Source organism: Escherichia sp. TC-EC600-tetX4 (assembly GCF_019356055.1).
In the GTDB taxonomy this organism is placed as follows: Bacteria; Pseudomonadota; Gammaproteobacteria; order Enterobacterales; family Enterobacteriaceae.
The window spans coordinates 2948035-2972302 of the sequence record NZ_CP079924.1 but is presented as its reverse complement, the minus strand read 5'-3'; the positions used below and the strand labels follow the sequence as shown (position 1 = coordinate 2972302).

At 52.2% G+C, this 24268-nt stretch carries 19 protein-coding genes, 1 tRNA gene and 2 pseudogenes; 6 read left to right on the top strand and 16 right to left on the bottom strand.

Going from position 1 to position 24268, the window contains the following annotated elements:
* Positions 1-71: 71 nt before the first annotated feature.
* The 7 genes from KXD89_RS14445 to aqpZ all read right to left on the bottom strand — a co-directional run bounded on the left by KXD89_RS14445 (position 72) and on the right by aqpZ (position 9267).
* On the bottom strand, positions 72-1502 hold the full coding sequence (locus KXD89_RS14445; protein ID WP_001136554.1) for an SDR family oxidoreductase: 1431 nt from the start codon (positions 1500-1502) through the stop codon (positions 72-74).
* Positions 1503-1512: 10 nt separating this feature from the next.
* A complete protein-coding gene (gene ltaE, locus KXD89_RS14440) occupies positions 1513-2514 on the bottom strand; it encodes a low-specificity L-threonine aldolase (RefSeq protein ID WP_000566376.1) in 1002 nt (333 codons plus the stop codon).
* A 36-nt stretch (positions 2515-2550) separates the two neighbouring features.
* Entirely contained in the window at positions 2551-4269 is a 1719-nt protein-coding gene (poxB, locus tag KXD89_RS14435) for a ubiquinone-dependent pyruvate dehydrogenase (RefSeq protein ID WP_000815337.1), read from the bottom strand.
* Positions 4270-4401: 132 nt separating this feature from the next.
* Entirely contained in the window at positions 4402-5370 is a 969-nt protein-coding gene (hcr, locus tag KXD89_RS14430; RefSeq protein WP_000178677.1) for an NADH oxidoreductase, read from the bottom strand.
* Positions 5371-5381: 11 nt separating this feature from the next.
* Positions 5382-7034, bottom strand: a complete 1653-nt coding sequence (gene hcp, locus KXD89_RS14425) for a hydroxylamine reductase (RefSeq protein ID WP_000458809.1) — start codon at positions 7032-7034, stop codon at positions 5382-5384.
* A gap of 143 nt (positions 7035-7177) precedes the next feature.
* A complete protein-coding gene (gene lysO, locus KXD89_RS14420) occupies positions 7178-8077 on the bottom strand; it encodes an L-lysine exporter LysO (RefSeq protein ID WP_000491142.1) in 900 nt (299 codons plus the stop codon).
* A gap of 494 nt (positions 8078-8571) precedes the next feature.
* Positions 8572-9267, bottom strand: a complete 696-nt coding sequence (aqpZ, locus tag KXD89_RS14415; RefSeq protein WP_001298299.1) for an aquaporin Z — start codon at positions 9265-9267, stop codon at positions 8572-8574.
* A 425-nt stretch (positions 9268-9692) separates the two neighbouring features.
* On the opposite strand from aqpZ, the gene KXD89_RS14410 reads away from it, so the two are divergent.
* The gene (locus tag KXD89_RS14410; RefSeq protein ID WP_000599802.1) at positions 9693-11351 is read left to right on the top strand and encodes an ATP-dependent endonuclease; all 1659 of its coding nucleotides are present in this window, start codon (positions 9693-9695) and stop codon (positions 11349-11351) included.
* Here the strand turns inward: KXD89_RS14410 and KXD89_RS14405 are convergent.
* Complete coding sequence (locus KXD89_RS14405) at positions 11348-12304, bottom strand: VirK/YbjX family protein (RefSeq protein WP_001380339.1); 957 nt, start codon at positions 12302-12304, stop codon at positions 11348-11350. The genes KXD89_RS14410 and KXD89_RS14405 overlap by 4 nt on opposite strands.
* Positions 12305-12454: 150 nt before the next feature.
* On the opposite strand from KXD89_RS14405, the gene macA reads away from it, so the two are divergent.
* Together macA and macB are read left to right on the top strand one after the other, a co-directional pair.
* Positions 12455-13570: a macrolide transporter subunit MacA gene (gene macA, locus KXD89_RS14400; RefSeq protein ID WP_000746442.1), complete on the top strand. Its 1116-nt coding sequence runs from the start codon at positions 12455-12457 to the stop codon at positions 13568-13570.
* Entirely contained in the window at positions 13567-15513 is a 1947-nt protein-coding gene (gene macB, locus KXD89_RS14395) for a macrolide ABC transporter ATP-binding protein/permease MacB (RefSeq protein ID WP_000188144.1), read from the top strand. The genes macA and macB overlap by 4 nt, the downstream gene beginning before the upstream one ends.
* Before the next feature lie 72 nt (positions 15514-15585).
* Here the strand turns inward: macB and cspD are convergent, their stop codons facing one another.
* Positions 15586-15810: a cold shock-like protein CspD gene (gene cspD / locus KXD89_RS14390; protein ID WP_000410785.1), complete on the bottom strand. Its 225-nt coding sequence runs from the start codon at positions 15808-15810 to the stop codon at positions 15586-15588.
* 149 nt (positions 15811-15959) lie between these two features.
* On the opposite strand from cspD, the gene yljB reads away from it, so the two are divergent.
* From yljB to clpA, 3 genes are all read left to right on the top strand, one after another.
* Positions 15960-16034, top strand: a complete 75-nt coding sequence (gene yljB, locus KXD89_RS14385; RefSeq protein WP_001406719.1) for a protein YljB — start codon at positions 15960-15962, stop codon at positions 16032-16034.
* A 98-nt stretch (positions 16035-16132) separates the two neighbouring features.
* Entirely contained in the window at positions 16133-16453 is a 321-nt protein-coding gene (clpS, locus tag KXD89_RS14380) for an ATP-dependent Clp protease adapter ClpS (protein ID WP_000520781.1), read from the top strand.
* 30 nt (positions 16454-16483) lie between these two features.
* On the top strand, positions 16484-18760 hold the full coding sequence (gene clpA / locus KXD89_RS14375; RefSeq protein WP_000934041.1) for an ATP-dependent Clp protease ATP-binding subunit ClpA: 2277 nt from the start codon (positions 16484-16486) through the stop codon (positions 18758-18760).
* A 343-nt stretch (positions 18761-19103) separates the two neighbouring features.
* Here the strand turns inward: clpA and KXD89_RS14370 are convergent.
* The 7 genes and pseudogenes from KXD89_RS14370 to cydD all read right to left on the bottom strand — a co-directional run bounded on the left by KXD89_RS14370 (position 19104) and on the right by cydD (position 24182).
* A tRNA-Ser gene (locus tag KXD89_RS14370) sits at positions 19104-19191 on the bottom strand.
* Between the two features lie 253 nt (positions 19192-19444).
* On the bottom strand, positions 19445-19663 hold the full coding sequence (infA, locus tag KXD89_RS14365) for a translation initiation factor IF-1 (RefSeq protein WP_001040187.1): 219 nt from the start codon (positions 19661-19663) through the stop codon (positions 19445-19447).
* Positions 19591-19743, bottom strand: a pseudogene (locus tag KXD89_RS22575) (hypothetical protein); the annotation flags it as partial. The pseudogene KXD89_RS22575 and the gene infA, both read right to left, overlap by 73 nt.
* Before the next feature lie 59 nt (positions 19744-19802).
* Positions 19803-19947, bottom strand: a pseudogene (locus KXD89_RS22570) (hypothetical protein); the annotation flags it as partial.
* On the bottom strand, positions 19948-20652 hold the full coding sequence (aat, locus tag KXD89_RS14360) for a leucyl/phenylalanyl-tRNA--protein transferase (protein ID WP_001241678.1): 705 nt from the start codon (positions 20650-20652) through the stop codon (positions 19948-19950).
* A gap of 41 nt (positions 20653-20693) precedes the next feature.
* A complete protein-coding gene (gene cydC / locus KXD89_RS14355) occupies positions 20694-22415 on the bottom strand; it encodes a cysteine/glutathione ABC transporter ATP-binding protein/permease CydC (RefSeq protein WP_001202177.1) in 1722 nt (573 codons plus the stop codon).
* On the bottom strand, positions 22416-24182 hold the full coding sequence (gene cydD, locus KXD89_RS14350; protein ID WP_001043598.1) for a cysteine/glutathione ABC transporter permease/ATP-binding protein CydD: 1767 nt from the start codon (positions 24180-24182) through the stop codon (positions 22416-22418).
* Positions 24183-24268: the final 86 nt, after the last annotated feature.

Below are 24268 nucleotides of genomic sequence, written 5' to 3'. Positions count from 1 at the left end.
CGTGCGCATTCTTCCGTGATTTCCCCCATGATGCAATGGGAAACATGAAAGAATAACGCAGGTTTTGTCGATTAATCTGTGCTTTGTTCTGCCAGTCTGGCGATTTGTTTTGCCATTCCGCGAAAAATAAACAGATGCGCGGGGATCATCAATAACCAGTAAAACAGCCCCGGCATACCGTGCGGATGCCAGAAAGCGCGGACATCGATAGTACGATAGTCGCCTTTATCTTCCAGGCTAAAACACAGTCGTCCCAGCCCCGGCGCTTTCATGCCAAATAACAACGTAAGTTGTTTTTCCGGTTCAACGACAATCACTTTCCAGCTATCCACCGCATCGCCAGTCTGTAAATATTCGCGCTCCGGGCGGCCTTTCGCCAGCTTATGACCGATCGCGCGGTCCATCAACGCCCGTGTCTGCCACAAAATATTGCCAAAGAAATAACGCTCTTTACCGCCGATTTGGTTCACTACCTGCCATAAAGCAGCAAGGCTGGCGGACGTTTTAACGGTAAACCCCGCCTGTTTGGCAAAATAACCGTACTCCGGTCGCCAGCGGGCAAAGGCCTGAGCGTCGTAGCCCCAGTCGCTGGAGTTGACCAGTTTTTCCTCCTCTTTCAACGTGCTACGTACCGCGTCATCGAAAGCGATCAGCCGTTGTGGGATGAGTGCACGTAGCGCGGTATCATCCGCCAGCAGATCGTGTTTCAGCCCCTGAATCAACGCCCTGGCGGTGGTGGGCGGTACGGAAGTAATCACATTGAGAAACCACACCGAAATCCAGCGGGTGGGGAGGGGGATGGGGATCAACCAGCGGCGCTTACCGCTCACCGCCATAAAATGTTCAAACTGTTGCTGATAACTGAGCACCTCTGGTCCGGCGGCTTCGAAGATGCGGTGTTCGCTGGCCGGATGATCTAACAACGCAACCAGATAGTGCAGCAAGTTTTCCAGCGCAATGGGCGTGGTGCGTGAACGAACCCAGCGCGGAGGCGTTAAGACTGGCAGGTTGTAGACCATATCGCGCATGACTTCGAACGCCGCGGAACCTGCGCCAACGATAATTCCGGCCCGCAGTTCGGTCACGGGTACATTCGCTTCACGCAGAATGTCCGCCGTAGCCTGACGAGCACGCAGATGATCCGACTGCTCATGTGGCGGGGCCTGCAACGAACTAAGAAAGATTAATTGCTTAACTGGTACTTCACGTAGCGCATCGCGGACGTTGAGAGCCACCTGGCGCTCCTGAGCGATAAAATCGCCGCCTTCGCCCATGCTGTGCACCAGAAAATAGACCGTATCGATATCCTGCAACAGGGCCGGTAGGTTATCCGGCCAGCTGAGATCGACTTTATGGCAACTGACGTTTGCCAGTTGCAGCTTTGCAAGCCTGTCGACATGACGTGCCGCCGCCAGGATCTGATGCCCTTGCTGGCTGAGTGTGCGCACCAGATGCTGACCAATGTAGCCACTGGCACCGAGAACTAAAATGCGTTGCGGCACGTCTCTCTCCTTAACGCGCCAGGAATGCACGCCAGTGGGCGGCGACTTCCGCCAGTTGTTCGCGCGAGACGTCAAGATGCGTCACCAGGCGGACAATCGGCGAGGCGTTAATCAGCACGTTTCTCGCTTTCATGTATTCGCCTAACGCGGCAGCATTTTCTTCCCCGACGCGAACAAACAGCATATTGGTGTCCTGACGCATCACATCCGCGCCTGCTTCACGCAGCTGCTCCGCCATCCAGGCAGCGTTGTCGTGGTCTTCCTGCAAGCGCGCAACGTTATTTTTCAGGGCATATATCCCGGCGGCAGCCAGAATGCCGGACTGGCGCATCCCGCCACCTGTCATTTTCCGCCAGCGAATGGCACGTTTAATGTAATCACGATTACCGACGAGTAATGAACCGACTGGCGTCCCAAGACCTTTCGACAGGCAAATGGTGAACGAATCACAATATTGCGTGATCTCTTTCAGTTCGCAGCCGTAAGCCACCACGGCATTAAAGATGCGCGCACCGTCAACATGCAGCGCCAGATTGCGCTCGCGGGTAAATTCCCATGCTTCTTTCAGGTATTCCCGCGGCAACACTTTGCCGTTGTGGGTGTTTTCCAGACTGAGTAATTTGGTGCGGGCGAAATGGATATCGTCGGGTTTGATTTTCATCGCCACTTTATCCAGCGGTAGCGTGCCGTCGGCAGCCGCGTCTATGGGTTGCGGTTGAATACTGCCCAGCACCGCCGCGCCACCGGCTTCAAACAGATAGTTATGCGCGGCCTGACCGACAATATACTCTTCGCCGCGTTCGCAGTGACTGAGCAGAGCGACCAGGTTGGCCTGAGTGCCGGTAGGCAGAAAAATGGCGGCTTCTTTACCGGAAAGCTCTGCTGCGTAGTCCTGCAGAGCATTAACGGTAGGGTCGTCTCCGTAAACGTCGTCCCCAACCGGGGCGGCCATCATCGCTTCGAGCATGGCGCGGCTTGGTCGGGTAACGGTATCACTGCGTAAATCAATCATGGCATGTCCTTATTATGACGGGAAATGCCACCCTTTTTACCTTAGCCAGTTTGTTTTCGCCAGTTCGATCACTTCATCACCGCGTCCGCTGATGATTGCGCGCAGCATATACAGGCTGAAACCTTTGGCCTGTTCGAGTTTGATCTGCGGTGGAATGGCTAACTCTTCTTTGGCGACCACCACATCCACCAACACCGGACCGTCGATGGAGAAGGCGCGTTGCAGGGCTTCATCAACTTCAGACGCTTTTTCTACACGGATACCCGTAATGCCGCACGCTTCGGCAATGCGGGCAAAGTTTGTGTCGTGTAGTTCGGTGCCGTCAGTCAAATAGCCACCAGCTTTCATCTCCATCGCCACAAAGCCCAGCACGCTGTTGTTAAAGACGACAATTTTCACTGGCAGTTTCATCTGCACTACTGAGAGGAAATCGCCCATCAACATGCTAAAACCGCCATCGCCGCACATGGCGACCACCTGACGTTCTGGCTCTGTCGCCTGCGCACCCAGCGCCTGCGGCATGGCGTTAGCCATCGAACCGTGGTTAAACGAACCTAACAGGCGACGCTTGCCGTTCATTTTTAGATAACGTGCCGCCCACACCGTTGGCGTACCAACGTCACAGGTGAAAATAGCGTCATCGGCGGCAAAATGACTAATTTGCTGCGCCAGATATTGCGGGTGAATGGCTTTCTCGCTCGGTTTAGCTAAATCGTCCAGCCCTTTGCGGGCGTCGCGGTAATCTTCCAGCGCTTTATCCAGAAACTTGCGATCGGCTTTTTCTTCCACCAATGGAAGCAATGCACGCAGAGTCGACTTGATATCGCCGACCAGTGCCATATCCACCTTGCTGTGAGCGCCGATGCTGGCTGGGTTGATATCAATCTGAATGATTTTGGCATCGGTCGGGTAGAAGGCGCGGTAGGGAAATTGCGTGCCGAGTAGCACTAACGTGTCGGCGTTCATCATGGTATGGAAACCTGACGAGAAGCCGATTAACCCGGTCATTCCAACATCATACGGATTATCGTATTCGACATGTTCTTTACCGCGCAGGGCATGAACAATAGGCGCTTTAATTTTCCCGGCAAACTCAACTAACTCTTTATGCGCCCCCGCGCAGCCGCTGCCACACATCAGGGCGATATTGCTGGAATAACGCAGCAGTTGCGCCAGTTTGCGTAACTCTTCTTCTTCCGGCGTCACGACTGGTTGTGGCGCATGATACCAGTGCATGGTTGCCCCTTCTGGCGCAGGTTTTAACGCCACGTCGCCTGGTAACACGACAACCGAAACGCCACGGTTAAGCACCGCTTTGCGCATGGCAATCGCCAGTACTTGTGGGATCTGCTCCGGGCTGGAAACCAGCTCGCAATAGTGACTACATTCGCGGAATAGCTCTTGTGGGTGGGTTTCCTGGAAATAGCCGCTGCCAATTTCGCTGGAGGGAATATGAGCGGCAATCGCCAGTACCGGAACGTGATTGCGGTGGCAATCGAACAGGCCGTTGATTAAGTGCAGGTTGCCGGGGCCGCACGATCCGGCGCAGACCGCCAGTTCTCCGCTAAGTTGTGCTTCAGCGCCAGCGGCAAAGGCCGCCACTTCTTCGTGGCGGGTGGACATCCACTCGATGGTGCCCATGCGATTAAGACTGTCACTAAGACCGTTCAGAGAGTCGCCTGTGACTCCCCAGATGCGTTTCACCCCTGCCGATTCGAGTGTTTTGGCGATATAAGCTGCAACCGTTTGTTTCATGGTTCTCCATCTCCTGAATGTGATAACGGTAACAAGTTTAGTTCATCTGACGGAGGGGGAAGGGATGGGAGAGAAAGGAGGCACTAACGGTTAAATAGCCCGATGAAAGGAATATCATCGGGCATAAGGCGATTATGCGAGAACCAAATCCCCCTGCGGATGGCAGGAGCAGGCCAGTACGTAACCTTCAGCGATTTCGGCGTCGGTCAGCGTCATTGTGCTGCTCACCGTATATTCACCGGAAACCACTTTTGTCTTACAGCAGCCGCAAACACCCGCACGGCAGGCAGCGACAACCGGAACGTTATTGCTTTCCAGCGCCTCCAGTAGCGTGGTGCCAACCGGGGCGTAAAATTCTCGTGCCGGTTGCAGTTTGGTGAATTTCAGACCGCTGGTCGCCGCTTCTGCTACTGGGGTGAAGAATTTCTCTTTAAAGAAACGCGTCACGCCGAGCGCTTTCACTTCCTGCTCTACCCAATCCATATACGGAGCCGGGCCGCAGGTCATCACGGTACGTGAAGCTAAGTCAGGTACACCTGCCAGCAGTTCGCGAGTGAGACGACCAGCGATAAAGCCTTCGGTAACGTTATTTTCTGCCACCAGCGTTACCGGATAGTTACGCCACTCATCGGCGAAAATAACATCCTGCGGCGTACGCACGTTGTAGATCACCCGCACATCGGCCTGTGGACGGTTCTTCGCAAGCCAGCGACGCATCGACATAATCGGCGTGACGCCGCAGCCTGCCGCCAGCAACAGGAATTTATCTTCTGCTTTATCGTCGCAGGTAAATTCCCCCATCGCGTCCGAAAGCCAGAGATAATCACCGCGTTTTACATCGCGCGTCAGCCACTGGGAGCCGACACCGTCATCAATCCGCCGCACGGTCAGGGTGATATATTCACTCACGCCTGGCGTGGAGGAAATGGTGTAAGCACGCAGCGTTTCCGCTGAGTTTCGCACGCTGACCAGTGCATATTGCCCGGCGCGATATGGGTAGTAATCGTGGCAAATCAGGGAAATCGTCCACACATCCGGCGTTTCTTGCGTAATGTGATGAACCTGCATCCGCCACGGGCATTGATTCGTTGGCATCGTCATCGACAAACTCCTTACGCGCTCAACAGTTGCTTCATGTCTTCTTCAACAGTGGTGATAGAACGCAGGCCGAATTTCTCGTTCAGCACCGCCAGCAGGTCTGGTGTCAGGAAACCAGGTGCAGTCGGGCCGGTGACGATATTTTTCACGCCCAGAGAAAGCAGCGTCAGCAGAATGACGATCGCTTTCTGTTCAAACCAGGAGAGCACCAGCGACAGCGGCAGATCGTTGACACCGCAGCCCAGTTTCTCTGCCAGAGTGACAGCCAGAATAATCGCTGAGTAAGCATCGTTACATTGACCTGCATCTACCAGACGCGGCAGACCTTCGATATCGCCAAACTCAAGTTTGTTAAAGCGATATTTACCACAGGCGAGGGTCAGGATCAGGCAGTCATCCGGCACGCTGGTGGCGAAATCGGTGAAGTAGTGGCGCTCGCCGCGTGCGCCGTCACAGCCACCAAGCAGGAAGATATGACGCAGTTTTTCACGGCTCACCAGATCAATCAGCGTATCAGCAGCGCCAAGCAGCGTCTGGCGACCAAAACCCACGGTGATAAGGTGCGGAATTTCGCTGTACGGGAAGCCTGCCATCTGTTGCGCCTGGGTGATAACCGCAGAGAAATCATCACCGTCCAGATGACGCACGCCAGGCCAGCCAACAATGCTGCGGGTCCAGATACGATCGTCATAAGCGCCTACGGTTGGGTCGATGATGCAGTTCGAGGTCATCACGATGGGGCCAGGGAAACGAGCGAACTCCACTTGCTGATTCTGCCAGCCGCTGCCGTAGTTACCGACCAGATGCTTGAATTTACGCAGCTCCGGGTAGCCATGCGCAGGCAGCATTTCGCCGTGGGTGTAGACATTAACGCCCGTGCCTTCGGTCTGTTCCAGCAGGTTGTAGAGATCTTTGAGATCGTGACCGGAAATCAGAATGCATTTACCCGCCGTCGCTTTGACGTTGACCTGGGTTGGCGTCGGGTGACCGTATTTACCGGTTTCGCCTGCATCCAGAATGCTCATCACTTTGAAGTTCATCTGGCCGATTTCCATTGAACACTCAAGAAGCGCGTTCATATCGGCAGGCCAGGTCCCCAGCCACGCCATGATTTTATGGTACTGGGCATAAATATCGTTGTCGTATTGACCGAGAACATGCGCGTGTTCCATATAGGCCGCCGCACCTTTCAGGCCATACAGGCACAGCAGACGCAGGCCGAGAATGTTTTCGCCAATCGCCGCTTTATCTTTGTTAGGGGTAAATTCTGCTGCCTGACGTTGCAGCTCGCCGAGATCGTCGCTCACCAGTTGCAGGTCAGCCATCGGGTTATCGACGCGCGCGTTGGCATCTACAGCCAGGCATTGCGCTTTCAGCGCCTCGCGCAGGGCAATCGCTTCACGAGCGTAGCCGACAATACGCGGAGAATCGAAGTTAACGTTGGTCAGGGTTGAGAAAAAGGCACGTGGCGCGAAGCTGTCAACATCGTGGTTGATGATGCCGTATTCACGCGCTTTTACCGCCCAGGCAGAAAGCCCTTGCAGCGCCGCGATGAGTAAATCCTGAAGGTCAGAAGTTTCCGCCGTTTTACCACACATCCCCTGCGCGTATGAGCAGCCGTTTCCTGCCGGAGTACGGATAGTTTGTTCACATTGCACACAAAACATGATCACACCTTTTAAAGTTATATTTAATATACATGTTTAAGGTTAAGACGCTTAACGCGGGGATAAAAGGGATTTTTCATGCAACTTTAAGGGAGATTGATTTAGCGCAATTTTGGCGGCAGGGATCTACCGCCAGAGAGGTATTACGCAGAGAAAAAGGCGATGAGGATCGGCACTAACAGGCTAAGAATAAAACCGTGAACAATTGCCGCCGGGACCATATCCAGCCCGCCAGTACGTTGAAGAACGGGCAGGGTGAAATCCATTGATGTGGCACCGCATAAGCCCAGTGCAGTAGAGCGGCTGCGGCGAATCAGCCCAGGGATCAACATAATAGCAATCAGTTCACGGGCCAGATCATTAAAAAACGCCGCGCTCCCGATTACCGGACCAAAAGATTCGGTCAATAAAATACCGGAAAGAGAATACCAGCCGAAACCGGAGGCCATTGCCAGCGCGGTATTGATGGGGAGATCAAGAATAAAGGCGTTAATTAAACCACCAATTAATGAACTGACAACCACCACCACGGCGACAATCATTCCCCGGCGATTAAGGACAATCTGCTTTAAGGTCATGCCATTATTGCGCAACTGAATACCAACGAGGAAAAGTAGCAAAATTAACGTGTATTCACTGGCTTCGGTCGCGTGTTGTAAGAAAGCCAGTCCACTTAGACCAATGGCAAAACCAATCACTACTACGCCGCACAGTTTTAGCGACTCCAGCGCCATCGCAATACGCGACGGGAGTTTTTCTTGCTGATGGTGGTTGCGCCACGGCAGGCCTCGCTCCAGCCACATCAGGGCGGCAATATTACACAGTAAAATAACGGTAATACTGACGGCAGAATAATGCAGAATCGCCAACAGGTTACTGGCGAGGTTATCGAGAAACGCCAGACTGATACCCATAAAAAAGAGAATAAGGTAAACCATCCAGCTTAATAGCTGATTAATAACTTTTAACGCAGCTTGTTGGCGAAGCGGAATGAGGTAACCCACAATCAGGGGAACCAGAATGATTAACAGCCCAGAAAACATGAAAACCCAGTCCTTGCAAAGATGAAGTCGAAATGCGCGATGACACACTACTGAAAGCGGAAGGACGAGTAAAGTTGCAATTAAAAGGAAATGTTATGCATAAGGAGCAGTAGAGTATTCGTTTTCATTTAAAGATATTCTTGCGCTTTAATTACAAACTGCACCGATGTTGGTGGCGTCAAAATCGCCGAGGCGTTCCCTGAAGGCCGGGGCAGCCCACATGGATGTGGGCTGAGGGCGCGTTTTACAGGGATGTTACCTCGCGCCCGACCCGGTAGCCGTAAGGGATAAGTCGAGGGCACCGCGCAGCGGCGATTTTGTTCGCCAGAGCCCGGGGGTGCAGGGGGCGGCGGCGATTGGCCGCCCCCTGCGCGCTCCTTGCGCCAGTGGCAATATGTTGCTTAGCTCATGAAAGGAGCGCAACAAGATGATGAATCAACATATAACAACATCTTAAAAAAAGGCCTGACATTACGCCAGGCCTTCTGCGTTAATTAATCACGCTTTTCCAGCAGGGTCCGGTAAATCAGACCACCGATAATGCCGCCGACAATTGGCACCACCCAGAAGAACCACAGTTGTTCTAATGCCCAGCCGCCCTGGAAGATAGCAACCGCGGTGCTGCGCGCCGGGTTAACAGAAGTGTTAGTCACCGGAATACTAATTAAGTGAATCAGGGTTAAGGCCAGACCAATAGCGATCGGCGCAAAACCTGCCGGCGCGAATTTGTCGGTTGCGCCGTGGATCACCAACAGGAAACCTGCACTCAATACCAGTTCAACTACCAGCGCGGAAAGCATGGAATAACCGCCTGGTGAATGCTCGCCATAACCGTTAGAAGCAAAACCGCTGGCTGCCGCGTCAAAACCCGTTTTACCACTGGCAATTAAATACAGCAGCGCCGCTGCAACAATACCGCCGACAACCTGGGCAATTACGTAGCCAACGACTTCTTTTGCCGGAAAACGTCCGCCAGCCCATAAACCAATAGTGACCGCCGGGTTAAAATGACCACCAGAAATATGACCAACAGCAAAGGCCATCGTCAGAACGGTCAGACCGAACGCCAACGCCACGCCGGCAAAACCAATGCCTAATTCCGGGAAGCCTGCGGCCAGTACAGCACTACCACAGCCACCAAAAACAAGCCAGAAAGTACCAAAACATTCAGCTGCTAATTTTCTGAACATATCCACCACAATTAAAAATTGACCCTGTGAAAAATATGGTCGTTTTATAGGGTCGTCGTAAAAAAGTGACGACGGAAATAATGCGCGGCTATTTTAAAAACGAAGGCGAGTCATTCACCAGATAAATAAATCCAGTAAATTTGATTTAGGGCAACAGCGGGTTGCCCCATATAGTCATTTGTCTGATTGACAGTGTAGTGCACGCAAAAGATTTAATCCTTTAGGCGTAATAAAAAATAATTTATCATGCTAATTATTTGATTTTGTTGTTTTTGCAGACTTATCAGCAAGAGGGAGTATAACGCGATTATTCGCTCATTTTTCAGACATTTGCCATGCTTAAATGTGATGTCATCACGTATTAGCAAGGCCTTTCCCGTTATACTGCCAGCGTAAAGGATAAGTCACATATTTCTGGAGGGGATATGATTCTTGAGCGCGTTGAAATTGTGGGTTTTCGCGGTATCAACCGTTTGTCGTTGATGCTGGAACAAAACAACGTCCTGATTGGGGAGAACGCGTGGGGTAAATCCAGCTTGCTGGACGCCTTAACTCTGCTGCTATCGCCAGAATCAGATCTCTACCATTTTGAGCGCGACGATTTCTGGTTCCCGCCGGGAGATATCAACGGGCGAGAACATCATCTGCATATTATTTTGACCTTCCGCGAATCGCTGCCAGGCCGACATCGGGTTCGCCGTTATCGGCCGCTGGAAGCGTGCTGGACGCCATGCACCGATGGCTATCACCGTATTTTTTATCGTCTGGAAGGGGAGAGTGCGGAAGACGGCAGCGTGATGACACTGCGCAGTTTTCTCGATAAAGACGGACATCCGATTGATGTCGAGGATATTAACGATCAGGCACGCCATCTGGTGCGTTTAATGCCGGTGCTGCGCTTGCGTGATGCCCGTTTTATGCGCCGTATTCGTAACGGCACGGTGCCAAATGTCCCTAATGTGGAAGTCACCGCGCGCCAGCTCGATTTCCTCGCCCGTGAGTTATCCTCACATCCGCAAAATCTCTCTGATGGGCAGATTCGTCAGGGACTTTCCGCAATGGTACAGCTGCTTGAGCATTATTTCTCTGAGCAGGGGGCCGGACAGGCGCGATATCGTTTAATGCGGCGGCGAGCCAGCAATGAGCAACGAAGCTGGCGCTATCTGGATATCATCAACCGGATGATTGACCGACCTGGTGGGCGCTCGTATCGGGTTATTTTGCTCGGCCTATTTGCTACTTTGTTGCAGGCAAAAGGCACATTGCGACTGGATAAAGACGCCCGTCCATTGTTGCTGATCGAAGATCCAGAAACCCGTTTACACCCCATTATGCTTTCAGTTGCCTGGCATCTGTTGAATCTTCTGCCATTGCAGCGCATTGCCACCACCAACTCGGGTGAGTTGCTTTCGTTAACGCCGGTAGAGCATGTTTGCCGACTGGTACGTGAGTCCTCGCGCGTTGCCGCCTGGCGTCTGGGGCCGAGTGGCTTGAGTACCGAAGATAGCCGACGCATATCCTTTCACATTCGTTTTAACCGTCCGTCATCGCTGTTTGCACGCTGCTGGTTGCTGGTGGAAGGGGAAACGGAAACCTGGGTTATCAATGAACTGGCGCGTCAGTGCGGACATCATTTTGATGCCGAAGGGATCAAGGTCATTGAGTTTGCCCAGTCCGGGCTAAAGCCACTGGTTAAATTTGCCCGCCGAATGGGGATTGAATGGCATGTACTGGTCGATGGCGATGAAGCAGGGAAGAAATATGCCGCTACGGTACGCAGCCTGTTGAATAACGATCGGGAAGCCGAACGAGAACATTTAACGGCGTTACCGGCGCTGGATATGGAACATTTTATGTATCGCCAGGGATTTTCCGATGTGTTCCACCGCATGGCGCAAATCCCGGAAAATGTACCGATGAATCTACGCAAAATTATCTCGAAAGCGATCCATCGCTCTTCCAAACCCGATCTTGCCATTGAAGTGGCAATGGAGGCAGGACGTCGTGGTGTGGACTCCGTACCGACGCTGCTGAAAAAAATGTTCTCACGCGTGCTGTGGCTGGCGCGCGGTCGCGCGGATTAACCGCGAAACATCGTGGCCATTTGTGGCTGAATAGCGTCGAGCATCTCATAGCGCCGACGGTATTCAGCCCGTTTTTTACTGGCGATTTCGGCAATCTCTTTTCGTGCTATCTGTGCTGGAAGGCGGTAATGGCGTTCAGCATCACATACGCCGCCAACCGATTCCCAGAAAGCGTTGTAATCAGCGTGGATCTTGCCTTCTTTATCGCGATAACGCAGGCTGCGGTAAATATGCGTTTCATTGCTGACGGCAATAATCTGCTCTACCTGCAAACGTTGGGCAAACAGACAGGCCGCTTCCATCACGAGGCGTTTGGGAAATAGCCCGTGGCAGGCTTTCGTCGCATTCTGGATTTCCTGATGTGGAATTTCCCATTTTGCGCCTTGCAGTCCGCCAATAAACATCGTTCTTTTCCCCTGATATTCACACAGGGTAAACGTGATCTCTGCCAGAGGAATACCTTCGCTGTTGCGGAACAGGATTGTGCTGTCACCTTCTTTATCCATTGAGATCATCATGGTCAGCTCAAGCGTGAACTGCTCGCCGTTTTTGCCTTCCAGCTTCGCCAGTTGCAGCCCGGGGGTATTCAAATATAAGCTGAATTCTTCCGCCGACATACATTCGCGGAGTAACGCATAATGGTAACGTAACGCCTCCAGCAATTGCTTACGGCTAAGATTCGCCGCAAGGTAAGGGCGATGCAGACGCACAGGCAGTCGCGGCTGGCGCGTTAACAATACATTGAGATTAGGCCAGTGGGAAAGTTCGTTCATCCACTCAACGCTTAAACGCGGCATAATCAACGAGCGCAGCAAAAATTTCTGGCGAAAACTACGGCGATGCCAGAATTTACCCGGCCGACACTGTCCACGTGCCAGACTAAGAAAAAGTGACAGGCTGCTGAGAGATTCAGATGGCGTAAAGGTCCGTTCAGTTAGCTGCGACATATTCATGAAATCAATGGTTATACATGGCGTCGATTTCACCATTGCGTATCTTAACCAAACATCAATAGTGTGATTACTAACGTAAATTTTAGGGTTTTGTTGATATTTCGTTGAAGTTAATGACCCGGATTGGCATATGGAGTATTCAGAAAATTTATGAAAAAGCGGAAAACCGTGAAGAAGCGTTACGTTATTGCGCTGGTGATAGTCATCGCCGGACTGATTACGTTATGGAGAATTCTTAACGCACCCGTGCCGACTTATCAGACGCTGATTGTGCGCCCCGGTGATTTACAGCAAAGCGTGCTGGCGACCGGAAAGCTGGACGCGCTGCGTAAGGTTGATGTGGGCGCGCAGGTCAGCGGTCAGTTGAAAACTCTGTCGGTGGCGATTGGCGATAAAGTAAAAAAAGACCAGCTTTTAGGGGTTATTGATCCTGAACAGGCTGAAAACCAGATTAAGGAGGTCGAAGCAACGCTGATGGAGCTACGTGCGCAGCGGCAGCAGGCGGAAGCGGAGCTGAAACTGGCGCGGGTGACGTATTCCCGTCAGCAACGTCTGGCACAAACGAAGGCTGTTTCACAGCAGGATCTCGACACCGCCGCGACGGAGATGGCTGTGAAACAGGCGCAAATTGGCACCATTGACGCGCAAATCAAGCGCAATCAGGCTTCTCTCGATACGGCTAAAACCAATCTCGATTACACTCGCATCGTTGCCCCGATGGCCGGGGAAGTCACGCAAATCACCACTCTGCAAGGCCAGACGGTGATTGCCGCACAACAAGCACCGAACATTCTGACGCTGGCAGATATGAGCGCCATGCTGGTAAAAGCGCAGGTTTCTGAAGCGGATGTAATCCACCTGAAGCCGGGGCAAAAAGCCTGGTTTACGGTGCTTGGCGATCCACTGACGCGCTACGAGGGGCAAATCAAGGATGTACTACCGACGCCGGAAAAGGTTAACGACGCTATTTTCTATTACGCCCGTTTTGAAGTCCCCAACCCCAATGGTTTGCTGCGGCTGGATATGACTGCGCAAGTGCATATTCAGCTCACCGATGTGAAAAATGTGCTGACGATCCCTCTGTCGGCGTTAGGCGATCCGGTTGGCGATAATCGTTATAAAGTCAAATTGTTGCGTAATGGTGAAACACGCGAGCGTGAAGTGACGATTGGCGCACGTAACGATACCGATGTTGAGATTGTCAAAGGGCTTGAAGCGGGCGATGAAGTGGTGATTGGTGAGGCCAAACCAGGAGCTGCACAATGACGCCTTTGCTCGAATTAAAGGATATTCGTCGCAGCTATCCTGCCGGTGATGAGCAGGTTGAGGTGCTGAAGGGCATCAGCCTCGATATTTATGCGGGTGAGATGGTCGCGATTGTTGGCGCTTCGGGTTCCGGTAAATCGACCCTGATGAATATTCTCGGCTGTCTGGATAAGGCCACCAGCGGCACCTATCGCGTCGCCGGTCAGGATGTTGCCACGCTGGACGCCGATGCGCTGGCGCAACTGCGCCGCGAGCATTTCGGCTTTATTTTCCAGCGTTACCATTTGCTTTCGCATTTAACCGCCGAGCAGAACGTTGAAGTACCCGCCGTCTATGCTGGTCTTGAGCGGAAACAGCGACTGCTTCGTGCCCAGGAGTTGCTGCAACGGCTGGGGCTGGAAGACCGTACAGAGTATTATCCGGCACAGCTTTCGGGTGGTCAGCAACAGCGCGTCAGCATCGCGCGGGCATTGATGAACGGTGGTCAGGTAATTCTTGCCGATGAACCAACCGGCGCACTGGACAGCCATTCTGGCGAAGAGGTGATGGCGATCCTGCATCAGCTGCGCGATCGTGGGCATACGGTGATTATCGTCACCCACGATCCGCAGGTCGCTGCTCAGGCCGAGCGGGTGATCGAAATTCGCGACGGCGAAATTGTGCGCAATCCTCCCGCCATTGAAAAAGTGAATGTTACTGGCGGGACGGAACCTGTTGTCAACACGGTGTCTGGCTGGCGGCAGTTTGTCAGCGGTTTTAACGAGGCGCTGACGATGGCATGGCGGGCGCTGGCAGCGAATAAAATGCGTACTTTACTGACCATGCTGGGGATTATTATCGGTATTGCGTCGGTGGTTTCCATTGTCGTGGTGGGTGACGCCGCCAAACAAATGGTGCTGGCGGATATTCGTTCTATTGGTACGAATACTATTGATGTCTATCCCGGGAAAGATTTTGGCGATGACGATCCGCAATATCAGCAGGCGCTGAAGTACGACGACTTAATCGCCATCCAAAAACAACCGTGGGTCGCCTCAGCCACACCTGCCGTCTCGCAAAACCTGCGCCTGCGTTATAACAATGTTGATGTTGCTGCCAGTGCCAATGGCGTGAGCGGCGATTATTTTAATGTCTATGGCATGACCTTCAGTGAAGGAAACACCTTTAATCAGGAGCAGCTGAACGGTCGTGCGCAGGTCGTGGTTCTCGACAGTAATACTCGCCGCCAGCTTTTCCCCCATAAAGCAGATGTGGTTGGCGAGGTGATTCTGGTCGGCAATATGCCCGCCAGAGTCATTGGTGTGGCGGAAGAAAAACAGTCGATGTTTGGTAGCAGTAAAGTGCTGCGTGTCTGGCTACCTTACAGCACGATGTCCGGGCGAGTTATGGGCCAGTCGTGGCTTAACTCCATTACTGTCAGGGTGAAAGAAGGATTTGACAGCGCCGAGGCGGAACAGCAACTCACGCGTTTACTTTCACTGCGCCACGGAAAGAAGGATTTCTTTACCTGGAACATGGACGGCGTCTTGAAAACTGTTGAAAAGACCACACGTACTTTACAACTGTTTCTGACGCTGGTGGCGGTGATTTCGCTGGTGGTGGGCGGTATTGGTGTAATGAATATTATGCTGGTGTCAGTGACCGAGCGGACGCGGGAAATTGGCATTCGCATGGCTGTAGGTGCGCGAGCAAGCGATGTTTTGCAACAGTTCCTGATCGAAGCCGTACTGGTTTGCCTGGTCGGTGGCGCGTTGGGAATAACACTGTCACTGTTAATTGCTTTCACCTTGCAGCTTTTCTTACCCGGCTGGGAGATTGGTTTTTCACCGTTGGCGCTGCTGCTGGCGTTTCTCTGCTCGACGGTCACCGGGATTTTATTTGGCTGGTTACCCGCACGAAATGCGGCACGACTGGATCCAGTAGATGCTCTGGCACGAGAGTAATTTTTGAGATAAAAATGCCAGCCGATCGGGCTGGCATTTTGCCTTTAGGATGTACACAATGAGACAGAAGAGCTATGCGACTGCCGCTTCTACTTCGACGGGCACAATAACACTGGCGTGATTGCCTTTTGGCCCCTGGTGGACATCAAACTGAACGGATTGTCCAGCTTTTAGCGTTCTGTAACCATCCATCTGAATGGTGGAATAATGAGCGAAAATATCTTCGCCGCCGCCTTCAGGGCAGATGAAACCAAACCCTTTGGCATTGTTGAACCACTTAACAGTACCCTTTTCCATGCTTCGACATCCTTCGCAAATCTTATACAAGTAAGATGGAATAAACCGGGGTCAGAGAGGGGGCTGTTCAAAACCTCGCCAACTCTAGAAATACAATTTAGAGAATTAGGGCGAGCCGTCAAGCATTTGACAGGGGACAAGGGGCAGGTATGAATCAAAAATTTGAAGCAGTTAACGCTATTGACAGGAATGTGACAGATGTCGCTGATGCCAACGATAGATGATAGTTATCTATCATGTGGAGTAGATTGGTCAGGCAAATAAGCTCTTGTCAGCGGCAGGGCGTTCTGCCGATAACCGTAACCGAAGATGATAACTGACAATGGGTAAAACGAACGACTGGCTGGACTTTGATCAACTGGCGGAAGAAAAAGTTCGCGACGCGCTAAAACCGCCATCTATGTATAAAGTGATATTAGTCAATGATGATTACACTCCGATGGAGTTTGTTATTGACGTGTTACAAAAATTCTTTTCTTATGATGTAGAACGTGCAACGCAATTGATGCTCGCTGTTCACTACCAGGGGAAGGCCATTTGCGGAGTCTTTACCGCCGAGGTTGCAGAAACCAAAGTGGCGATGGTGAACAAGTACGCGAGGGAGAATGAGCATCCATTGCTGTGTACGCTAGAAAAAGCCTGAATGCAGGCATAAAAATTGGGGGAGGTGCCTATGCTCAATCAAGAACTGGAACTCAGTTTAAATATGGCTTTCGCCAGAGCGCGCGAGCACCGTCATGAGTTTATGACCGTCGAGCACTTGTTACTGGCGCTGCTCAGTAACCCATCTGCCCGGGAGGCGCTGGAAGCGTGTTCTGTGGATTTGGTTGCGCTCCGTCAGGAACTGGAAGCCTTTATTGAACAAACCACACCCGTTCTGCCTGCCAGTGAAGAGGAGCGCGACACACAGCCGACGCTGAGTTTTCAGCGTGTACTGCAACGTGCGGTCTTCCATGTCCAGTCCTCCGGTCGCAATGAGGTTACCGGTGCAAACGTTCTGGTCGCTATCTTTAGCGAACAGGAGTCGCAGGCGGCATATCTGTTGCGTAAACATGAAGTCAGCCGTCTCGATGTGGTGAACTTTATCTCTCATGGCACGCGTAAAGACGAGCCGACACAGTCTTCTGATCCTGGCAGCCAGCCAAACAGCGAAGAACAAGCTGGTGGGGAGGAACGTATGGAGAATTTCACGACGAACCTGAATCAGCTTGCGCGCGTGGGCGGAATCGACCCACTGATTGGTCGTGAGAAGGAGCTGGAGCGTGCTATTCAGGTTCTCTGCCGTCGCCGTAAAAACAACCCGCTGCTGGTGGGGGAATCTGGTGTCGGTAAAACCGCGATTGCGGAAGGTCTTGCCTGGCGAATTGTTCAGGGCGATGTGCCGGAAGTGATGGCTGACTGTACGATTTACTCTCTCGATATCGGTTCTCTGTTAGCGGGCACAAAATATCGCGGCGACTTTGAAAAACGTTTTAAAGCGTTGCTCAAGCAGCTGGAGCAGGACACTAACAGCATCCTGTTTATTGATGAGATCCACACCATTATCGGTGCGGGTGCAGCGTCTGGTGGTCAGGTCGATGCGGCTAACCTAATCAAACCGTTGCTCTCCAGCGGTAAAATTCGTGTAATTGGTTCGACAACCTATCAGGAGTTCAGCAACATTTTCGAGAAAGACCGTGCTCTGGCGCGTCGCTTCCAGAAAATTGATATTACTGAACCGTCGATCGAAGAAACTGTTCAAATCATCAATGGCCTGAAACCGAAGTATGAAGCGCACCACGACGTGCGTTATACCGCAAAAGCGGTGCGTGCGGCGGTAGAGCTGGCGGTGAAATACATTAACGATCGTCATCTGCCGGATAAAGCCATTGATGTTATCGACGAAGCGGGCGCTCGCGCACGCCTGATGCCGGTAAGCAAACGCAAGAAAACCGTTAATGTGGCGGATATTGAGTCCGTGGTGGCCCGTATTGCACGCATTCCAGAGAAGAGTGTTTCTCAGAGTGATCGTGATACCCTGAAAAACCTCGGCGATCGCTTGAAAATGCTGGTCTTCGGTCAGGATAAAGCCATTGAGGCGCTGACTGAAGCCATTAAGATGGCGCGTGCAGGTTTAGGTCACGAACATAAACCGGTTGGTTCGTTCCTGTTTGCCGGCCCTACCGGGGTCGGGAAAACAGAGGTGACGGTACAGCTTTCGAAAGCTTTGGGCATTGAGCTTCTGCGCTTTGATATGTCCGAGTATATGGAACGCCATACCGTCAGCCGTCTTATTGGTGCGCCTCCGGGATACGTTGGTTTTGATCAGGGCGGTTTGCTGACTGATGCGGTCATCAAGCATCCACATGCGGTGCTGCTGCTGGACGAAATCGAGAAAGCGCACCCGGACGTGTTCAATATTCTGTTGCAGGTGATGGATAACGGTACGCTGACCGATAACAACGGACGCAAAGCAGACTTCCGTAACGTGGTGCTGGTGATGACCACCAACGCCGGGGTACGGGAAACTGAGCGCAAATCCATTGGTCTTATCCACCAGGATAACAGCACCGATGCGATGGAAGAGATCAAGAAGATCTTTACACCGGAATTCCGTAACCGTCTCGACAACATTATCTGGTTTGATCATCTGTCAACCGACGTGATCCATCAGGTGGTGGATAAATTCATCGTCGAGTTGCAGGTTCAGCTGGATCAGAAAGGTGTTTCTCTGGAAGTGAGCCAGGAAGCGCGTAACTGGCTGGCCGAGAAAGGTTACGACCGGGCAATGGGCGCTCGTCCGATGGCGCGTGTCATCCAGGACAACCTGAAAAAACCGCTCGCCAACGAACTGCTGTTTGGTTCGCTGGTGGACGGCGGTCAGGTCACCGTCGCGCTGGATAAAGAGAAAAATGAGCTGACTTACGGATTCCAGAGTGCACAAAAGCACAAGGCGGAAGCAGCGCATTAATCTGATTGTTAGGTAGGTTGGTCAAGTCCGTAATCTCGAAAGAGGTTACGGACTTTTTGTTTATGGGGTGGAGGAGGTTCAGACCCTTTTTTTAATGATGATGGTAAGTTGTTGATAATTAGTGCTGCGGGAAGGTAAGGATAAAAAAGGGTGCTGCAGGAGAATGGGATGGTTTTGCTTTATTAACAACGGGCTAAACGTGTAGTATTTGAGTTCACTGCCGTACAGGCAGCTTAGAAATTCACAGGTAACATACTCCACCCGCCCACCATGTTCACTGCCGTACAGACAGATAAAATGCGAAAAAAAAGCTCGCACTTTCGTACGAGCTCTTCTTTAAATATGGCGGTGAGGGGGGGATTCGAACCCCCGATACGTTGCCGTATACACACTTTCCAGGCGTGCTCCTTCAGCCACTCGGACACCTCACCAAATTGTTTTGCTACCAAACCTCATGGGTGGCAACGGGGCGCTACTATAGGGAGTTGGAGTAAAACGGTCAAGAAGAATTTTAATGATAATTATTGTTTGCTCATACTGTAAACAAGTTGTGCAGTATATCTACATCGAGACAAGTTACGGACTTATACTTCCAAAGTACTTCATACATATCACAAAATAAAAAGGCCGGTTAAACCGACCTTTTACTCGTTCTTTCTCTTCGCCCATCAGGCGGTAAAACAATCAGCGACTACGGAAGACAATGCGGCCTTTGCTCAGGTCGTACGGGGTCAGTTCAACAGTCACTTTGTCGCCCGTCAGGATGCGGATGTAGTTTTTGCGCATTTTACCGGAGATGTGTGCAGTAACCACGTGACCGTTTTCTAACTCTACGCGGAACATGGTATTAGGCAACGTTTCAAGAACGGTACCTTGCATTTCAATATTGTCTTCTTTGGCCATCTAATCCTCTGGGGTATCACTACCGTAATTTGAACCGGCAAGATAATGCCGAAGTTCTGTAAATAAGTAAAGATTTGCGCGCTAAATCGCAACAAACAGGTTCGGCACATTACTCCGAAAACACACGGCTAAGCCGCACCAAAAGCGCAACGTATAAGGGAGCGGTGAGATAAACGATGGGCGTTACCTGACGCGAAAAATTCCTTATCGGCAGCGGGGTAATGAGCGTAACCAACTCTGCGACCGCAATTATAACACTCTGGGGAGAAATGTGCCGAAAACATTCATTCTTGTGGTGAAAACAAGCATCGTGGTACCCAGAAATTATTCGGCAATCGTCCGAGGCGCATTTGATTGAGATAATTAAGGTAATCCCGGCGGGGAATTTCGCAGGCACCAAGCGATGCTGTGTGATCGTTAAGGACCTGGCAGTCGATAAGCTTACCGCCATGACCGATAAATTCCTCACAGAATACCAGAAGCGCCGTTTTAGACGCATTTTCCATCCGGCTGAACATGGACTCGCCACAAAATAGCGTTCCCTGGGCCACGCCGTACATACCGCCGACAAGCTCATCTTCACGCCAGACTTCAATGGAGTGGGCATGGCCGAGTTCGTGAAGGCGATGGTAGGCTTCGACCACGCCACGCGTGATCCAGGTTCCTTCTTCGCGATCGCTGGCACAGCCTTCAATGACCTGACCAAAAGCGTAATTCATCGTGACACGATAGGGCGAGCGTTTATGAAATCGCTTCATACTACGGCTGATATGCAGTGATTCTGGCCATAGCACCGCGCGGGGATCGGGCGACCACCAGAGGATGGGGTCGCCTGGAGAAAACCACGGAAAAATACCACGCTGGTAAGCCATTAACAGGCGCGCAGGGCTAAGATCGCCCCCAAGTGCCAGCAGGCCGTTAGGCTCACGTAATGCGCCTTCCGGGGAAGGGAAGGCTATTGAATGGCGAGAAAGCTGAACCAGGCGCATGACCGCAAAACTCCACGCAAGTCGGATCGTTCAATAATAGCTTACAAACCCTGCTTGAACTGGTAATAACGCCCCTGTCTGGCAAGCAGTTCTGCGTGAGTACCTTGCTCAATAATTTGCCCGTTGTCCATCACTATTATTTGTTGGAAACGAGAGAGTCCGCGAAGTCGATGGGTGACCATTAACACCGTTTTCTCACGCATCATTTCTGCAAGCAATTCAAGGATCTGGCTTTCGGTTGTGGCATCTAAGCCTTCGGTAGGTTCATCCAGCAACACCAGTGGCGCATCATGTAACAGCGCACGGGCGATAGCCAGACGGCGCAGTTCACCACCGGAGAGCTGGCGTCCGCCTTCACCTAACCAACTGTTGAGACCTGCATCCTCGAGCAGCTTTTCCAGGCCAACGCGACGCAAGATCTCCGACAGAGCCTCATCACTACTGCCAGGCGAGGCGAGTAAAAGATTATCACGCAGCGTGGCGCTAAACAGATGCACTCGCTGAGGAACAACGCTGATGGTCTGTCGTAGAGCCGCTTCATTCAGGCTGGCTATGGGGCTATCGTTAAGCAAAATCTCGCCCTGTTGCGGGTCCCATGCGCGGGTCAGCTGTTGTAACAGTGTTGATTTGCCGCATCCGGTTCGCCCGAGAATCGCTATATGTTCCCCGGCGTTTACCTGAAGAGAAATCCCTTTAAGTGCCTGTTGAGATTGCTCCGGATAAGTGAACTGAACATCCCGTAACGTCAGCGAAACGCGATCGGCAACACGAGTTTGGGTATCAGGAAAGGTGACCTCCGGTTTTTGATCCGTTAAGTCAGAGATACGTACGGCAGAGGCAATGACTTGCCCCAGATGCTGAAATGCACCCGTTACTGGTGCCAGTGCTTCAAACGCGGCTAACGCGCAGAAGACAAACAGGGCAATTAACGCGCCGGGTTGAGCATTGCCGCCAACGCCGCCAGACGCCATCCACAGCATCAGGATCACCGCTAACGCGCCAATGAGCAGCATTATCGCTTGCGACAATGCGGTCAGTTCAGATTGACGGCGTTGCGCTTCCAGCCATTGAATTTCTGTATTCTCTAGTTGCGTGCGATAACGATCGCTGGCACCAAAAATGGTCAGCTCAGCTTGCCCTTGCAGCCAGGCCGTCAGTTGTTGGCGATACTGTCCGCGAAGATGAGTCAGATTTTGCCCGGTGCTTTTTCCCGCACGATAAAACAGCGGTGGCATCAGGAAAAGCGTCAGTAACATAATGCCGCCCAGCGTAAAGGCGAGGGTGAAATCAAGGAAACTTAACCCGATTGTCACCACCATAATCACCACAAAAGCGCCCACCAGCGGCGAGATAACGCGCAGGTAAAGATGATCGAGCGTATCAACATCCGCCACCACGCGATTGAGCAATTCGCCCTGACGATAGCGCGCCAGTCCGGCAGGGGAGAGGGGCAGCAATTTGCTGAAGGTGTAAATGCGCAGATGCTGCAACACGCGGAAAGTCGCGTCGTGACTTACCAGACGTTCAAAATAGCGCCCGGCAGTACGGGTGATTGCTGCGCCACGCACGCCCGCAGCGGGTAGCATATAGTTGAAGCTGTACAGTCCGGCAACCCCCGCAACCGCTGAGGCCGAGAGGAACCAGCCGGAAAGTGTCAACAGACCGATACTGGCGAGCAGCGTCACAATTGCCAGCACAATACCAAGACTTAACATCCATTTATGACGTTTATACAGTGCCAGATAGGGTAGCAAAGCGCGCATTTAAATCTCCTCCTGACGATGGGCCAGTAATGTGGCGAATGGGCCACCAGCCACACTTAATTCCGCGTAACGTCCTTGCTCAATAATCCGGCCATCCTGCATAACCCAAATGACATCCCAGTCAGCAAGATCTTCTAACTGGTGGGTGACCATTAACGTTGTCTGGCGCAGAGAGGCGGCATTCAGCGCCTCCATTACGCGCTGTTCACTGTGAGCATCAAGGCTGGCAGCGGGTTCATCCAACAGTAATAGCGAACAGGGATTTAGTAACGCACGGGCCACCGCCACGCGCTGCGCCTGCCCCACGGAAAGGCGGGCAGCCTGGTCGCCAACAGGCGTATCAACGCCTTGTGGGAGGAGCGGTAGAAACTCGCTGACCCAGGCGTTATCCAGCGCTGCTTGTAATTCTTGTTCGCTGGCATCAGGTCGCGCCAGTAGTACGTTATCCCGCAATGTTGCTGCCGGTAATTGTGGGTTTTGCCCAACCCAGGAGAGATGTTTACGCCATGATTCTGGTGATAAATCGCGTAATTCTATCCCGTTGATTCGTAGCGATCCCTGATATGAGAGAAAACCAGAAAGCGCGTTCAGCAGTGAGCTTTTACCTGAACCGCTGCGACCAACCAACACCGCACGTTGGCCTGCTGGCAAAGTAAAGTTCAGCGGTCCGGCCAGCGTTTTACCTTCCGGCGACGTGATAAACAGCTCCTCGGCCTCAATGGTCACCGGATCGGTCGATGCTAATTCCGCCTCACCACGTTGCGGATGGGCGAGCGGGGTTTCCATAAACGTTTTCAGACTGTCAGCTGCGCCAACAGCCTGGGCTTTAGCATGATAAAACGTACCGAGATCGCGTAATGGCTGGAAAAACTCTGGCGCAAGGATCAGGGCCAGAAAACCCGCAGCCAGCGTCACACCGGTATCGTAGTGACCAAAATCCAGCTCGCCGAGATAGGAAAAACCAAAGTAGACCGCCACCAGAGCAATTGACAGCGAGGTAAAAAATTCGAGAATGCCGGAGGATAAAAACGCCAGCCGTAGCACTTCCATTGTCCGTTGGCGGAAATCTTCCGAAGCAGAACGAATACTTTCAATTTCAGCTTCACCACGACCAAAAATACGCAATGTTTCCATGCCGCGCAGGCGATCGAGGAAATGCCCACTTAAGCGAGCAAGAGCGAGAAAGTTACGTCGGTTAGCATCGGCAGCCCCCATTCCAACCAGCGCCATAAACAACGGAATTAACGGTGCAGTGCCCAGCAGAATGAGCGCCGCAGCCCAGTTAGAGGGGAAGATTGCCACCACAATCAGCAACGGCACCGACACTGCCAGCGCCATTTGCGGCAGATAGCGTGCATAGTAATCATGCATATCGTCAATTTGCTCGAGTACCAGCGTCGCCCAGCTCCCCGCAGGTTTACCCTGAATCCACGCTGGCCCTGCTTGTTGCAGACGGTCGAGAACCTGACGGCGGATGGCAAAGCGGATATGCTGCCCGGCGTGATAACCCACCCGTTCGCGTAACCAGACCACCCATGCGCGCAGTACAAAGGTCAGAACCAGTAACGTAAAGGGAAGCAGCAGGGCTTCACGGGGAATATTCTCCATAATCATATGTTGCAGAATTCGCGCCATGAACCAGGCCTGGGCAATGATCAATATGCCGCTCACAAAGCCCAGCAGACGAGAAATATTCAGCCAACGTTGGGAGATGACGCTTTGCTGTTTTAACCAGCGGGTTAACTCTTTTTGACGAGATTTATTCATTGCACGCTTAGCAGGTGAGTTATCAGAATTATTTGCAGAGCAATGTTACAACGGGGAAAAAATAAAGGCGACCCATAGTCGCATGG

Excerpts from the sequence above, each read along its gene's own strand:
- ltaE (WP_000566376.1), bottom strand. The coding sequence starts at position 2,514 with ATGATTGATTTACGCAGTGATACCGTTACCCGACCAAGCCGCGCCATG.
- poxB (WP_000815337.1), bottom strand. The coding sequence starts at position 4,269 with ATGAAACAAACGGTTGCAGCTTATATCGCCAAAACACTCGAATCGGCA.
- hcr (WP_000178677.1), bottom strand. The coding sequence starts at position 5,370 with ATGACGATGCCAACGAATCAATGCCCGTGGCGGATGCAGGTTCATCAC.
- hcp (WP_000458809.1), bottom strand. The coding sequence starts at position 7,034 with ATGTTTTGTGTGCAATGTGAACAAACTATCCGTACTCCGGCAGGAAAC.
- lysO (WP_000491142.1), bottom strand. The coding sequence starts at position 8,077 with ATGTTTTCTGGGCTGTTAATCATTCTGGTTCCCCTGATTGTGGGTTAC.
- aqpZ (WP_001298299.1), bottom strand. The coding sequence starts at position 9,267 with ATGTTCAGAAAATTAGCAGCTGAATGTTTTGGTACTTTCTGGCTTGTT.
- KXD89_RS14410 (WP_000599802.1), top strand. The coding sequence starts at position 9,693 with ATGATTCTTGAGCGCGTTGAAATTGTGGGTTTTCGCGGTATCAACCGT.
- KXD89_RS14405 (WP_001380339.1), bottom strand. The coding sequence starts at position 12,304 with ATGAATATGTCGCAGCTAACTGAACGGACCTTTACGCCATCTGAATCT.
- macA (WP_000746442.1), top strand. The coding sequence starts at position 12,455 with ATGAAAAAGCGGAAAACCGTGAAGAAGCGTTACGTTATTGCGCTGGTG.
- macB (WP_000188144.1), top strand. The coding sequence starts at position 13,567 with ATGACGCCTTTGCTCGAATTAAAGGATATTCGTCGCAGCTATCCTGCC.
- cspD (WP_000410785.1), bottom strand. The coding sequence starts at position 15,810 with ATGGAAAAGGGTACTGTTAAGTGGTTCAACAATGCCAAAGGGTTTGGT.
- clpS (WP_000520781.1), top strand. The coding sequence starts at position 16,133 with ATGGGTAAAACGAACGACTGGCTGGACTTTGATCAACTGGCGGAAGAA.
- clpA (WP_000934041.1), top strand. The coding sequence starts at position 16,484 with ATGCTCAATCAAGAACTGGAACTCAGTTTAAATATGGCTTTCGCCAGA.
- infA (WP_001040187.1), bottom strand. The coding sequence starts at position 19,663 with ATGGCCAAAGAAGACAATATTGAAATGCAAGGTACCGTTCTTGAAACG.
- aat (WP_001241678.1), bottom strand. The coding sequence starts at position 20,652 with ATGCGCCTGGTTCAGCTTTCTCGCCATTCAATAGCCTTCCCTTCCCCG.
- cydC (WP_001202177.1), bottom strand. The coding sequence starts at position 22,415 with ATGCGCGCTTTGCTACCCTATCTGGCACTGTATAAACGTCATAAATGG.
- cydD (WP_001043598.1), bottom strand. The coding sequence starts at position 24,182 with ATGAATAAATCTCGTCAAAAAGAGTTAACCCGCTGGTTAAAACAGCAA.